General features: G+C 34.5%; 14 protein-coding genes and 1 pseudogene. 3 read left to right on the top strand and 12 right to left on the bottom strand.

Annotated elements, in window-relative coordinates; genetic code table 11:
* Positions 1–12 precede the first annotated feature (12 nt).
* Both M2373_RS11385 and M2373_RS11380 read left to right on the top strand, forming a co-directional pair.
* Positions 13–786, top strand: a complete 774-nt coding sequence (locus tag M2373_RS11385; protein ID WP_259110683.1) for a carboxypeptidase regulatory-like domain-containing protein — start codon at positions 13–15, stop codon at positions 784–786.
* Positions 787–859: 73 nt separating this feature from the next.
* Positions 860–1,594, top strand: a complete 735-nt coding sequence (locus M2373_RS11380) for an SIMPL domain-containing protein (protein WP_259110681.1) — start codon at positions 860–862, stop codon at positions 1,592–1,594.
* A gap of 138 nt (positions 1,595–1,732) precedes the next feature.
* On the opposite strand, the gene M2373_RS11375 is transcribed toward M2373_RS11380, so the two are convergent.
* From M2373_RS11375 to M2373_RS11355, 5 genes and pseudogenes are all read right to left on the bottom strand, one after another.
* Complete coding sequence (locus M2373_RS11375; RefSeq protein WP_259110680.1) at positions 1,733–2,245, bottom strand: GNAT family N-acetyltransferase; 513 nt, start codon at positions 2,243–2,245, stop codon at positions 1,733–1,735.
* A gap of 2 nt (positions 2,246–2,247) precedes the next feature.
* The gene (locus M2373_RS11370) at positions 2,248–2,469 is read right to left on the bottom strand and encodes a PspC family transcriptional regulator (RefSeq protein ID WP_169234843.1); all 222 of its coding nucleotides are present in this window, start codon (positions 2,467–2,469) and stop codon (positions 2,248–2,250) included.
* Positions 2,462–3,735: pseudogene (locus M2373_RS11365) on the bottom strand (DUF2851 family protein). Before M2373_RS11365 ends, M2373_RS11370 begins: the two are co-directional and overlap by 8 nt.
* A 27-nt stretch (positions 3,736–3,762) precedes the next feature.
* Positions 3,763–4,911 carry an N-acetyl-alpha-D-glucosaminyl L-malate synthase BshA gene (gene bshA / locus M2373_RS11360; protein ID WP_259110675.1) on the bottom strand — a complete coding sequence of 383 codons (1,149 nt, stop codon included), beginning with the start codon at positions 4,909–4,911 and terminating at the stop codon, positions 3,763–3,765.
* 45 nt (positions 4,912–4,956) lie between these two features.
* Complete coding sequence (locus M2373_RS11355; protein WP_259110673.1) at positions 4,957–6,651, bottom strand: glycoside hydrolase family 3 protein; 1,695 nt, start codon at positions 6,649–6,651, stop codon at positions 4,957–4,959.
* 113 nt (positions 6,652–6,764) lie between these two features.
* Between M2373_RS11355 and M2373_RS11350 the strand changes: the two genes are divergently transcribed.
* The gene (locus tag M2373_RS11350; RefSeq protein WP_259110671.1) at positions 6,765–7,268 is read left to right on the top strand and encodes a hypothetical protein; all 504 of its coding nucleotides are present in this window, start codon (positions 6,765–6,767) and stop codon (positions 7,266–7,268) included.
* 72 nt (positions 7,269–7,340) lie between these two features.
* On the opposite strand, the gene ribA is transcribed toward M2373_RS11350, so the two are convergent.
* The 7 genes from ribA to M2373_RS11315 form a co-directional block, all read right to left on the bottom strand.
* Positions 7,341–7,937, bottom strand: a complete 597-nt coding sequence (gene ribA / locus M2373_RS11345) for a GTP cyclohydrolase II (RefSeq protein ID WP_259110669.1) — start codon at positions 7,935–7,937, stop codon at positions 7,341–7,343.
* A 20-nt stretch (positions 7,938–7,957) separates the two neighbouring features.
* Positions 7,958–8,413 carry a hypothetical protein gene (locus M2373_RS11340; protein WP_259110667.1) on the bottom strand — a complete coding sequence of 152 codons (456 nt, stop codon included), beginning with the start codon at positions 8,411–8,413 and terminating at the stop codon, positions 7,958–7,960.
* Positions 8,410–9,021: a DUF4254 domain-containing protein gene (locus M2373_RS11335; RefSeq protein ID WP_259110664.1), complete on the bottom strand. Its 612-nt coding sequence runs from the start codon at positions 9,019–9,021 to the stop codon at positions 8,410–8,412. Before M2373_RS11335 ends, M2373_RS11340 begins: the two co-directional genes overlap by 4 nt.
* A gap of 15 nt (positions 9,022–9,036) precedes the next feature.
* Positions 9,037–9,255 carry a twin-arginine translocase TatA/TatE family subunit gene (locus M2373_RS11330; protein WP_259110662.1) on the bottom strand — a complete coding sequence of 73 codons (219 nt, stop codon included), beginning with the start codon at positions 9,253–9,255 and terminating at the stop codon, positions 9,037–9,039.
* 29 nt (positions 9,256–9,284) lie between these two features.
* Positions 9,285–10,850: a peptidoglycan DD-metalloendopeptidase family protein gene (locus M2373_RS11325; protein ID WP_259110660.1), complete on the bottom strand. Its 1,566-nt coding sequence runs from the start codon at positions 10,848–10,850 to the stop codon at positions 9,285–9,287.
* The gene (locus M2373_RS11320) at positions 10,847–11,695 is read right to left on the bottom strand and encodes a DUF4292 domain-containing protein (protein WP_259110658.1); all 849 of its coding nucleotides are present in this window, start codon (positions 11,693–11,695) and stop codon (positions 10,847–10,849) included. Before M2373_RS11320 ends, M2373_RS11325 begins: the two co-directional genes overlap by 4 nt.
* Before the next feature lie 106 nt (positions 11,696–11,801).
* A complete protein-coding gene (locus M2373_RS11315) occupies positions 11,802–12,818 on the bottom strand; it encodes a sugar phosphate nucleotidyltransferase (protein WP_259110657.1) in 1,017 nt (338 codons plus the stop codon).
* Positions 12,819–12,874: the final 56 nt, after the last annotated feature.

The following is a 12,874-nucleotide window of genomic DNA, read 5'->3' as shown; positions in this document are numbered from 1 at the left end:
AAACATACACTGATGAAATTTTTTTTGATAATACTTACCCTTTTTCTAGGTGAAAGTATCTTTGCCCAACGAATACTTCACGGGAGAATTACCGGCGAAAGCAAAGGAGTTATAACTGATGTATTGGTCATCAATATATCAAATGGTCATAAAATATATACCGATTTTTCAGGGGATTTCTCAATAGAAGCCTCAGATAATGATATCATAAGATTTACAAAACCTTATTATGAAAGAGCGGAGATCAGAGTGACATCCCTGACCAATGACCTTTCTGTAATGATGATCAGAACTCCTGAAGAGATTGAAGAAATCAAACTTCTGAAACTTACAGGAGACCTCTCAAAAGATTCGAAAGCAGTAACTAAGGTTGATAAAGCAAAAATAGTTCAGGATGCTGTAGGTATTCCTCAACCTGTGGGCAAAATGAGAACTACGCCTGCAGAAGTAAAAGTTGTTATTATTAACGCTCTTTTAGGAAATTTAGATGTTCAGGCACTATATGATCTGATCAGCGGAGATGCGAGAAGGATGAAAAGAAGATATAGATATGATGATTTACAGGATGATGTCAAGTGGGTTCGGGATAGGGTAGATAATGAATATTTTATAAAGCTAGGGATTCCTGAAACTAGAATTTCTGAGTTTATTGAGTTTTCTTTTGTAAACAGACCACAAGTAAGAAATTTTGTGAGGCGTAAGAAATTAGAAGCCGTATTGAGCAGAATGGAAGATTCAATCCCTGTTTTTGTAAAAAGATTAAACGGAAATAAGCTTCAGAATTAATTGTTAAGAAAATCTTAAAATTTGGAATAGGAATTGATATGATTATGATATAAAATCAAATCACAAAAATTTTATGAATAAAAATATTATCGCTATAGCTGTCGGAGCATTGGGATTTATCATTGGTCTCGGACTTTTGGGAAATGCCATCAAAAACAGGAATAAATCTGAAAATACAATTTCTGTCACCGGATTGGGCTCAAAAAAATTTACTTCAGATCTTATCACCTGGTCCGGTAGCTTTTCCAAAAATAATTTTGATCTTAAAGCGGCGTATGATGAACTGGCTTTAGACCGCAAAACAATTAATGATTATCTGCTTTCAAAAGGAGTTAAGCAAAACGAAATTGTTTTTTCGTCTGTTGATATTCAAAAACAGTTCAGAAATTATACAGATACCAATGGGAATAATGTTCAGGGTGAATTTTCCGGATATAATCTGACTCAAAGGGTTTCCATAGAGAGTAAAGAAGTTGGAAAAATTGAAAATCTTTCCAGAAATATAACAGAAATTATTAATCGTGGAATTGAATTTACTTCATCTTCACCAAGTTATTTCTATACAAAATTAGCCACTGTAAAACAGGAAATGATCGCGTCTGCGACAAAAGATGCCAAAGAGCGCGCTGAAAAGATTGCAGAAAATGCCGGAAGTGATTTAGGAAATCTCAAGAAAGCAACAATGGGTGTTATTCAGATTACGGCACCCAATTCCAATGAAGATTATTCTTATGGCGGAACGTTCAATACTTCTTCCAAAGAAAAGGAAGCGAGTATCACGATCAAACTGGAATATGAAGTCAACTAATTTTTTAAATTGAAGTCTTTCTTACGTGTTTATCATAAGATATTGAAAGATTGTGTGCGATCATCTGTGTAAAACTGCATAATCAGTGGAAAATAAAAAAGACAAAAAAAACCGGGTATATTCCCCGGTTTTATATTTTTAATGATAAACGACATCGTAAATTTCATCTTTGATCTCCTTTAGATTTTCAGGAGAATAATTGGCCAGTAGCCATAGATCGAGAGGTTTTTTGCCCTGCCCGTAACTTGGCTGAACATACATTTCGTCAATCAGGTTAAATCCATTTCGCTGATAAAAGGAATAGCGTCTTTTTGCATCATCACCTAAATGTTCAGGTTCGATTTCCAGAATAATTCTAGGATAATTTTCGAATAAATAACCTGTAATATGAGAACCTAATTTCTGGCTTCTAAACTCAGGAAACACTTCAAAATGCTCCACAAAAGTATAATTACTCAGTTCCCAGATAATAAGATATCCTACATTTCGGGCTTCATGTGAAACCGAAATTATTTTAACTTTTGGGTTTGAAAAAAGAGTAACCAGTTTTCCCCAGTCTCTTCTTTCATCCTCCGGAAAAGTACTGCAATAGGAGTCGAAAATTTCCTGAACTCTGTAGTCGTCAGGGCTTGTAATTTGTAAAAATTCCATGATTATAAATCAAAAACGCTTGGTCTTCTTGTAATGAAAATATCTTTAATCCAAAGGGTAAATGCCAGTCCTAAATAAATAAGAAAGAAAAAACCTGCAGTCGCAAAAGTAGAGTAGATGAAAAACACCCTTAGCTTAGAAACAGGAATTCCCAGTTTTGCGCCTGTTCTTGTCAGAACACCAAACCATTCTCTTTCCATTTTATGGCGAATATTATCAAACATTTGAAGATTCTTTTAAAAGTTTAAATCCAATACCGCAATTTAAGCAATTTTTTTCTTCACATGAATTTTTATAATGATAAATCAGGCTCTGACTTTCCAAAGCTGTTTTACACAATAAGCCCAATTTTTTCCAACTGTCAACCACTGAATTTTTTTCGGGAGAAATATTTTTATAAAAATTTAGTACTTCATCAGCAATTTCTTCATGATGATATTTATGATAGGTATATTTTAAGGGTAAAATAGTATTGAGAATGAGTAATTCAATAAAATCTCTGCTTACCGTTTTAGGATGGTCCACCGGAGAAAGTTTCCCGAAATTGTAATGATTATCCCAATATTCCGAAGCTTTTATGTCTTTAAATAGATCAAATAAATCCTCTGGATTTTTAACAGATATAATTTTAGAGAACAAACCTTGATGCTGATGATAAAGGCTGGCTAATTGTGATAAACGGATTGTCGGAAAGTTAGGTGGTCGTAATCTTAAAAATTTGGGACGGAATTTTAAATCGGAAATTTTGAATTTAACCAGTAGAAAATCAAATTCACGTTTCCATATTTTCATTGATTCATCTTCAGAATTTTCCAGCCAACCGGAAATTCCGAAAAATAATGCTTCCAATTGAGTTTCATTCTGGCGGATTTTATTGATGATACTGAAGTCGATACTTTCTGCAATCTGTTTGAAAATAAAGCATTTACTTTTAAACCAAAAGAATAGGCTAGGCTGTGAAATAAAACCGCCTCAAAATTATTTTTAAACTGCGCTAAGCTTTTTTCAAGTTCGAACGATTTATTTTCCAGTTTTTTCAACACATTCTGTTCATGGAAATTAACCGGAATTTGAGTTGGATTAAAAATTGTTTCACAAGGGATAAACTGACTTCCACCCACGAGTTTTTCGTATTTCCAGAGTATATTTTGATCGATATAGCTTATTAATTCCAATGTTGGAATACGTTTACTGCTAAGCTCTTCAATTTCTATATCATTTTGAAAAACGACATGAAGAATGATGTTTTGATAGTTAGGGTCAGGAGAATGATTGTGAAAAATCCAGTCGGAAGATTTTACGTGAAGCTCAATATTTCCTGCAAAAATAATGGTATTGACTTTAATTTTTGCAGATAAGAAATCCGGTCCGGAATCGGTATTCCATTTTCCGAAATCTAATATTTCAACGGAATTTCCTTCAATATCCTTGAAGTCAAAATGTCTGAAAACCTTAAAGTTCCAAAGATATTGAAGTAGTTTTTCCGTCATGAGTGTGACACAAATATAGCAGAAGTGCTAGACTTTTGTCAACTCTTTTTTGAAATTTTCGATCGTTGTTCTATACATTTCTTCATATATAGGAAGAATGTTTTTCAAATCGAATTTTATAGCCTGATCTTTCGCATTTTTTTTCATTTTAGCTAAAAGTTCATCATTGCTCAACAGTTTAATGGTGTAGTTGCTCATTGCTTCTACATTTCCTATTTCTGCTAAGAATCCTGTTTCTCCCTGAATGTTTACTTCCGGGATTCCACCTGCATTGGAGCTGATTACCGGGGTATTGGCTGCCATTGCTTCCAATGCTGCCAAACCAAAACTTTCCTGTTCCGAAGGCAATAAAAATACGTCTGAGAGTTGAAGAATTCTATATAAGTCATTTACTTTCCCCAGCAGGCGGATTTTTGAGATCAAATCAGGATTTTCTTCTAAAAACTGATTGATTTTTTCCATATCCGGACCTTCGCCGATGATGATCAGCTTTGATTTTACCTTTTTCTCAACATTTTTGAAAATCTGTAAAACTTCATCCACACGCTTTACAGGACGCAAATTGGAAACGTGAATCAAGATTTTTTCATCAGGATTGGCAAACTGCGTTCGTTGGCAGTCACTCGGTTCATCAAACTCAGAATTATCAATAAAGTTGGTAATTACCTGAATCTCTTTTTTGATTTTAAAGAACTGTAAAGTATCTCTTTTCAGACTTTCTGAAACAGAAGTGATGGCGTCTGACTGATTGATTGAGAATTCTACCGCATGTTTGTAGCTTGGATGTTGACCAACCAGCGTAATATCCGTTCCGTGAAGTGTTGTTACCAAAGGAATATCATTGTTGTCTTCCTGTAACATCTGCTTTGCTGTAAAAGCTGCATATGCATAAGGGATGGCATAATGTGCGTGAAGTAAATCCAGTTTATAAAGATTCACAACACGGTAAATCATCGAACTTAATGCAATATCATAAGGTTGATATTGAAAAAGAGGATAGGTCTGAACATTTACTCTGTGAAAGAAAATATTCGGATTGGTAATGTCTAATCTTGCAGGAAGCGCATTACTGATAAAGTGAACCTCATAGCCTTTGTTGGCCAATGACATTCCCAGTTCTGTTGCTACGATTCCGCTTCCACCATATGTTGGATAGCAAAGTATGCCTATTTTCATTAGTTTATTATTGTTTTGATGTTGTAAATACCTGAATTCACACTTTTATTTTGCAGTTGAAGGGTTCAAATCGATTCCCATTCCTGCTTTTAATTTATCATTAACCAAGACAGGAAGTCTGCCCCAGATTTTTGTTTTTCCTTTTAATGCATTCGCTGTAGCTGTCATCGAATCATCGTTATTTTCGTATGAAACCAGTACTGTTGAAATTTTAGAAATGTCAATATCTTTTAATGCATAAGCACTTCCGAAAACATTTAGAATGATATTTTGGTTCTTTGTTAAATCAGCCAAAACTTTTTTTGACGGTTCTGAAATTTTATAAGGTTTATAAGCGGTGGAATTATCTTTATGAAAACCAACGATCACTGTAGAGTTAGCAGGGATTGTATTGATCTCACCTGCTTTTTTAATGATTACACCTGAACCCAACTGATTGGCAAAAGTTTGGTAAGGAGCTTCTTCCAAAGGAACATAATAGACTTGTTTTCCTTTCAACGGAAGCAATTTTTTGTTGTCTTTTATTAATGTCAAAGCATTGGAATATAGGTTCTGAACCAATACTTTATGAGAATCATTATTGATATCCGAATTGATATTTTCAGGATTTCTGGGCGTATATTTATCGAGGCCTAAGAAATATTTGGTTAAAAGAATCTTCTTTACACTTTCTTCTACTCTGGATTGTGAAATTTCTCCGTTATCAATTGCTTTTTGAATTAATTTTTTACCGTTAGCAACACCTTGAGAGAATAGCATAATATCGTTTCCGGCTTTGAAGGCCATCGCATCTAATTCTCCTGGATTGTATTTATTGGCTACAGCTCCCATATTCAGGGCGTCAGTGATAATTAAGCCTTTATAACCTAGTTTTTCTTTTAATAGACCTGTAATAATATTTTTTGAAACTGATGCAGGAATTCCTTTTCCGGATTCTAAAGCCGGTACATATAAATGGGCAACCATAACGCCTCCGATTCCTTTATTCATTAAGGCTTTAAAAGGGGCCAGTTCAATGGTATTTAATCTTTCCAGGTTGTGAGAAACAACAGGTAAGTCAAGATGTGAATCTGTATTGGTATCACCATGTCCAGGGAAATGTTTAATCGCTGCCAGAATATTGTTGTCCTGAAGTCCGTTTGAATATGATAAAGCAGAGCTGATCACATTATTTACTTCAGAACCGAAGCTCCTGTTCCCGATAATTGGATTATTAGGATTAGTATTAACGTCAACAACTGGCGCAAAATCCCAATTAATGCCCATTCTGTGACAGTCTTCGGCTATTTTGGCAGACATTTGCTCGATTAATTTTTTATCCTGAATAGCTCCCAGTGTCATAGCCCAGGGGAATTTGTGAGCGGTTGCAATTCTCTGAAATAAACCCCATTCTGCATCCATCCCGATCATTAAAGGAATTTTTGATTTTTGCTGAAATTCGTTGACAAGATTTATTTCTCTTGCGGCATCATCCTGCATTAAAATCAACCCTCCAATTTTATCGTTGGTAACAATGTTTCTTACATTACTGATCTCATTCTCACCTTTATTGGTATAGAGAGCCACGATAAAAAGCTGCCCTAATCTTTCGTCCTGAGAAAGAGATTGATATGTTTTGTCAACCCATTGGTGAGCCTTTTTCAAATCTTCTTTTGATATGTTTTTAGGCTGATACTGCGCTGATATTTTTGAACTTAAAAATAAGAATATAAAGAGGGAAGTGTAAACTAATTTCTTCATGATTTTTGAATATGAACAAAAATACAATTAAAAAAACGATGAAAACAAGGTTTTTGAATTTTTTGGTATATGATTTGAATACGCTTTATAAATAATAACTAAACTTTTATAAAATGAAAAAATTTTTTCCAATTTTATTACTGGCTTTTGTGAGCTTATTCATATTCAGCTGCAAAGATGATGATCAAGATTATGATACATATTCTCAATCTAGAGATGTTACCGGGTCTTTTAATAATTCAAATAATTATGGGTTTACTGTTCCTATTACCATCAGTTCTACTGATGTCGTTTTGGTATACAGAAGAGATTTAAATAATGGGAATGCTTGGCAGTTACTTCCTAAAACTTACTTTTTATCAGGTAATAGACAGTTAGATTATAATTTTCTTTTCTCTACTCAAACTGTAGAAATTTATACAGAAGCTAACTTTGATCAGTCAACTATGTCAGGCGCTGAGGCGAACCAATACTTAAATAATCAGACATTTAGAGTGGTACTAGTACCTGCAAGTGCTGCTAAAGGAACATCGACAGTAGATACTTCTGATTATAATGCTGTCATAAAATATTACAATATTGATGAGTCTAAAATAAAGACTTATAAAGCAAATTAAGAATATATCTTTTCAGTTTTTTATAATTACAAAAAAGCTCCGGAAGAAATTCCGGAGCTTTTGCTTTTTTATTTAGTTGTCATTATCATCGAGTAAATGACCGAAATAATCTTTTTTTGTCTGTAAGTATCCTTTGCTTATTTCATTTGCGGGAATTTGTAAAGGGATCCTTGAATTAAGATGAATATTACTTTCCTGTACATGCTTTACCTTTTCAGGATTGTTGGTCAGTAAATTAATATCCTTTATCTCCAGTAGATTTAAAATTTCGATGGCTACACCAAAATTTCTGTCATCAGCCGGAAGACCCAGTTTTAAATTAGCTTCCACTGTATCAAAGCCTTTTTCCTGTAAAGAATATGCTTTAAGTTTATTGATGATTCCAATATTTCTTCCTTCCTGGCGAAGGTAAATAATGACCCCTCCATTTTCATGGATATATTTCATTGCGGCATCCAATTGTTGACCGCATTCACATTTTTTTGAATGGAAAACTTCTCCGGTAATACATTCTGAATGAAAACGCACATTGACAGGTTTTGAAAAATCTGTACTTTCGGCAATAATAGCCATATGCGGCATCCAGTCGTTTTCGTTTTCGGAGAAAGCAATCATTCGGAAGTTTCCATGTTCTGTAGGAACATTTGCTTCCGCCTGAATTTTAATCATTAATCGTTCAAATTAGTTTTTTAACTTCCTTTTATAGCGTCTTCTATTACTGTGATATTTGTTTTTAATCTTACAAGATACCTGTTTAGAACCTCATCATCATCTTTATTAAGATTTTTTCTGAGTTTTTGGATTTTCTTATAAGATTTTTCAAAGTCTTTAACCGCCCTGTTTTTTCCTGCTACATTGTTGGCATCGATTGCATATAAATAGTTCTGCAAACTGTACTTCAATGAAGTTATTTCGTCATTAAGATCTGTATTTTTAAACTTAGGAAAAGTAGAAATTAAGTTTGAAATTTCAGAAGCATTCACATTTTCCTTAATGTTAATGTCAATACTCTTCTTCAAACCTCTGTCGGAATTAGAACCCTTTGATTCGCTATAAAAATTATTTGACAACGGAGAAAAATTAAGCTTTTCCGTTGCACAAGATGTTATTATTAATAGTACTCCAAAGAAAAATAGTCGTTTCATTTTTGCCCCTTTTGATAAAGGATTGGGTTAAGACTTTCATCGTTATACATTTTCATTTGTTTGTATACTTTCATCTTAACGTTACCGTTCTCAATATCAGCAAGCAACTGATTAATAGAAGTTGACAGATCCTCTTTCTGAGTAAGAAGCACATCCAATTTCGCCTGACAATTGGCTCTGTGTTCCTCAGAAGCAGATTCTCTATGAGCTTCTAATGACATATGATAAACCTTTAATGCAAGAATTGATAACCTGTCTACTGCCCAAGCGGGAGTTTCCGTATTTAATTTTGCATCAGGTTTAGGAGTTATATTTTCAAACTTTTTAAGAAACCAACTGTCTATAAATTCCACCAAATCAGTTCTTTTCTGATTGGAAGCATCTATAGTTCTCTTCAGTTGAAGAGCTTCAGTCGGATCAATATTTTCATCTCTAATAATATCTTCTAAATGCCATTGAACGGTATCAATCCAGTTCTTTGCATACAAAATCCGTTCCAAACTGTCTTTTTCGAACGGGTTATTAATTAGAGCGTTAACGTCATCAAGCACGTGATAATCTTCAATGGATTGATTGAAGATTGGCCATGCAGTCTCTGTAAAGTTCATTAATTCTGTAGAATTTTAGTTGCTGGAAGAATTATCATTAGTAGGTGTAGAAGGACTCTTTTTTTCTGCACCTGGCTTGTCTTCTTCTTTTACCGCATCTTTAAATTCTTTAATACCTGAACCAACACCTCTCATTAATTCCGGAATTTTTTTACCACCGAAAAGTAATACAAGAAGTACTGCTACGATAAGGATATGTTGCCAAGATAAGGCAAGTATTGTTAGTGTATTCATTTCAATTCTTTTTGCAAAGTTAATCTTTTTTAATAAGAAACCCAACCTAATGGATCAACTGGTGTACTTCCGTTCCATACCTGGAAATCAAGCGTGTAAGACCCGTCAAAATCCTGACCTACAGCTCCAAGAATAGTTCCGGCAGATACCTGCTGACCTTTGGAAACACTTACACTTCCCAAGTTTGAATAAATGGTAAAGTAGTTTCCATGTTTAAGCATAACGGTTTTGGTGCCGTCACTACTTGCTATCACTGAAGATACAGTTCCCGGGAATACAGACTTTGCACGGGTACCTGAAGCTACAGATATTTTTATACCGTTATTTTCTTCGTAAATATTTTTGAAAACAGGATGCGGCTGTCTTCCGAAACGGTGAGTAATTTGTCCGATTCTGTCGGCTGGATATCCCAATCTCCCTTTATTATCTGCGAAATTACTTCCAGCTACAGTCGTAACCCCGTAGTTGGTCATTGCTTTGGTTTCAGCGGCTTTTTTATCGTCTTCTTTTCTCTTTTCAAGAGCTGCTTCAGCTGCTCGGGCTGCAGTAACTTTATTCGCTGCTTCTTTTGCTCTTGCTGCAGCTTCTTCAGATGCTTTTTTAGCAGCTACTTTTCGTGCCTCGTCTCTTGCGTTAGATTCTGCTCTTGCAGCTTCTTCTGTACGTTTTCTTTCTTCTTCAGCTCGTTTAGCAGCCAGCTCGGTTGCCCTTTTAGCTTCAGCTTCAGCAAGCAATCTTTCTCTTTCTAAGGCTTCAGCTCTCGCTTTTGCCTCAGCTTCAATTCTTGCTTTTTCTCTTTCAGCTGCGATTTTTGCCAAGCGTATTTTTTCTGCTTCGGCTTTTCTTCTTGCTTCTTCTTCAGCTTTTGCTCTTTTTATTTCTTCAGCAATAATCGTTCTGATTTGACCTTCAAGGGCTTTTGACTGCGCTTGTTTTTGCTTAAGCTCACCTGTTAATTTAGTTTCATTCTGTTTGAATTCTGCTACAAGCTGCTCTTTTTGCTGTCTTTCAACATTAATTGTGGCTAAATCTTTCTGCTGATTAACCAAAAGCTGCTCTTTAGCTTTTACGGATGACTGTTTCTGAGCAATTGTTTTTTTGATCTGATTGGCAGCGTCGGTGATTTCTGCTGCTTTTTTGTCTTGATAATCAGAGTATTGTTTCAGATATTGAACTCTTCTGATGGCTTCGCCCATGTTTTTAGCAGAAAGAATGAAGGTTACTTTGTTCTGTACCCCTTTATTTTTATAAGCATTCACCAATACTTCAGCATAATTCTTTCTAAGAACGGCTAATTCTCTGTTTTGGCGATTGATTTCCAACTGACGAAGATAAATATCGTCCTCAATAAATCTTTTCTCTTTTTGAGTGTTAGAATATACTTTTTCTCTTAGAACTAATTTTTTGTTGACATTTGTAAGGTAGCCAATAGACAGCTTAGACTCATTTCGGGTCTTAGCAAGATCTGTATTTATTTGTGCAATTTGTTTTTTAAGCTCGGCATTTTGTTTCTGTAATTGTTCTTTCTTTGGACCTTGCCCATAATGGAGTCCGAACAATACAATACCTATTAAAAAGCTAAATTTTTTAATCATTTAATCTCAATTTTCTTGTAACTAGATGGTACAGAATAGGGCGTTTCCATCCTCGAAAAGTCAAATTTCGTATTTTCCAGTAAAATCTGACTAGATTTTGAGCCTTTTATAATTATTTTAACACTTTTTGGAAGACGAATTCCATTAAACTCATCCCAGTTGCTGTAAGAAATTTCTAATTCATCGGGAGATAAAACATCTTTTAAATTAACGCTCAATAAATCATAATTGGTGTCATACTGTAACACAATTTTATATTCTCTTGTTTTCTCGTCTGTTACGATCTTTTGGTTGGTATTAGAGGCCATTTTAAAACCCTGAGCATTTTTGGTAAGGGTAAATTGAGAGTCACTGATTTTTACAAAAGTTCGACCTATTAAAATTTTCTCTAAAGATTTGTAATCGATAAAATTGACATTCAGTAAATTATTCAGATAATCAAAATCCGAATCAATGTAGGTTCTGCTGGTCTTATCCTGTCCTTTGATACCTTCAGGAGTAGCAATTCCGCGGGCAACATTAAATAAAAGCGCCGATAAATTCATCCATACCTTTTTGTTATTTTCAATATAAATCGTTGCATCAAGGGTAGGAATAAAACTGCCGGTTTCTACATTTACTTTACTGTTGATTTTTACCTGATCGAATTTTGGCGGAATCAATACATGCTCATAGAAAGTAAGTTTATCTCTTACCGGTTCATTGGCATCCTTTGGATTGTCATCGTTGCCGATCACGAAAGTACTGTCTGTTTTTATATTATTGTCTTTTTTTCGATGAGCATTCCTTGTTTTACAAGAAGTCACTACAAAAAGTAATAACAATAGCGGAATCCAATTTTTCATGTATTTACCTTTTCAATTTAAAAAATACGTTGCAATATTAACGCCAAACCACACAAAAACATTTTGTGTGGTTTGAATTTATATGGGTTAAGTTAAAGATAATCTATTATTTAGATAAAAAATCCAAAACTGAATAGTCTCCTAATGAAATCTCCCTGGAAACCCCAAAATACTGAGCAGAATTTCCAATCATTGAATTAGAAAGGTTTCCGTGATTGATTCTTGTGTTTTCCTGGATCAATGAGTTTTCGATATTTGAGTTGACCACTATCGTATTGTTTCCTAATGAAACACCAGGACCAACTTTAGAGTTTGAAATTTTCACGTTTTCGCCGATAAAACAAGGCTGAATGATCAATGAATTTTCAATAACCGCTGAGGCAGGGTAGTTTAGCATTTCTTCTTTTTCGTAATCAAGAATTTTACTGTTGGTCTCTACGGTAGCATTTTTGTTTCCGCAATCCATCCAGTCATTTACCTTTCCTAAGGTAAATTTTGCCCCTTTTGCTCTTAAATTTTCCAAGGCTGTTGTCAACTGATATTCACCACCATTTTTAATATTATTATCCATGATGTAATTGATTTCGTCCATCAGCTTTTCAGCACTGTTGAAATAATAAATACCAATTATAGCAAGGTCTGATACAAAAGTTGTCGGTTTTTCAACAAAATCTGTAATGAAACCGTAGTTGTCTAATTTTACAACTCCAAAAGCGGAAGGGTCTTCTACACTTTTTACCCAAATAACACCATCAGAATTTTTGTCTAAAACAAAATCTGCACGGAAAAGCGTATCTGCGAAAGCAATCACTACATCTCCGGTCATGGACTGTTCAGCACATTTGATGGCATGAGCGGTTCCAAGAGGATCATTTTGATAGTAGATGCTTCCTTTTGCTCCCAGTTTTTCAGCAATCTGAATCAGAGATTTTTCAATCTCCGGACCAAAATCTCCGATGATAAAAGCTACTTCTTCAATTTCTTCTCCTGCAACTTTAGCAATATCTTCCACCAATCTTTGTACAATCGGCTTTCCGGCGATAGGAATAAGAGGTTTTGGAACAGTTAATGTATGTGGACGTAATCTGGAACCACGCCCAGCCATAGGAACAATAATTTTCATAAATTATATAAGAATGTTTTTTATTTAGTTTGTTTTAATTTCAGGTTAAAGATAAT

This window comes from Chryseobacterium sp. JUb7 (assembly GCF_024806495.1).
Lineage (GTDB): Bacteria > Bacteroidota > Bacteroidia > Flavobacteriales > Weeksellaceae > Chryseobacterium.
Note: the sequence above shows the minus strand (reverse complement) of the source record. Positions and strands in the feature narration are given on the sequence as shown.

Excerpts from the sequence above, each read along its gene's own strand:
- M2373_RS11385 (WP_259110683.1), top strand. The coding sequence starts at position 13 with ATGAAATTTTTTTTGATAATACTTACCCTTTTTCTAGGTGAAAGTATC.
- M2373_RS11380 (WP_259110681.1), top strand. The coding sequence starts at position 860 with ATGAATAAAAATATTATCGCTATAGCTGTCGGAGCATTGGGATTTATC.
- M2373_RS11375 (WP_259110680.1), bottom strand. The coding sequence starts at position 2,245 with ATGGAATTTTTACAAATTACAAGCCCTGACGACTACAGAGTTCAGGAA.
- M2373_RS11370 (WP_169234843.1), bottom strand. The coding sequence starts at position 2,469 with ATGTTTGATAATATTCGCCATAAAATGGAAAGAGAATGGTTTGGTGTT.
- bshA (WP_259110675.1), bottom strand. The coding sequence starts at position 4,911 with ATGAAAATAGGCATACTTTGCTATCCAACATATGGTGGAAGCGGAATC.
- M2373_RS11355 (WP_259110673.1), bottom strand. The coding sequence starts at position 6,651 with ATGAAGAAATTAGTTTACACTTCCCTCTTTATATTCTTATTTTTAAGT.
- M2373_RS11350 (WP_259110671.1), top strand. The coding sequence starts at position 6,765 with ATGAAAAAATTTTTTCCAATTTTATTACTGGCTTTTGTGAGCTTATTC.
- ribA (WP_259110669.1), bottom strand. The coding sequence starts at position 7,937 with ATGATTAAAATTCAGGCGGAAGCAAATGTTCCTACAGAACATGGAAAC.
- M2373_RS11340 (WP_259110667.1), bottom strand. The coding sequence starts at position 8,413 with ATGAAACGACTATTTTTCTTTGGAGTACTATTAATAATAACATCTTGT.
- M2373_RS11335 (WP_259110664.1), bottom strand. The coding sequence starts at position 9,021 with ATGAACTTTACAGAGACTGCATGGCCAATCTTCAATCAATCCATTGAA.
- M2373_RS11330 (WP_259110662.1), bottom strand. The coding sequence starts at position 9,255 with ATGAATACACTAACAATACTTGCCTTATCTTGGCAACATATCCTTATC.
- M2373_RS11325 (WP_259110660.1), bottom strand. The coding sequence starts at position 10,850 with ATGATTAAAAAATTTAGCTTTTTAATAGGTATTGTATTGTTCGGACTC.
- M2373_RS11320 (WP_259110658.1), bottom strand. The coding sequence starts at position 11,695 with ATGAAAAATTGGATTCCGCTATTGTTATTACTTTTTGTAGTGACTTCT.
- M2373_RS11315 (WP_259110657.1), bottom strand. The coding sequence starts at position 12,818 with ATGAAAATTATTGTTCCTATGGCTGGGCGTGGTTCCAGATTACGTCCA.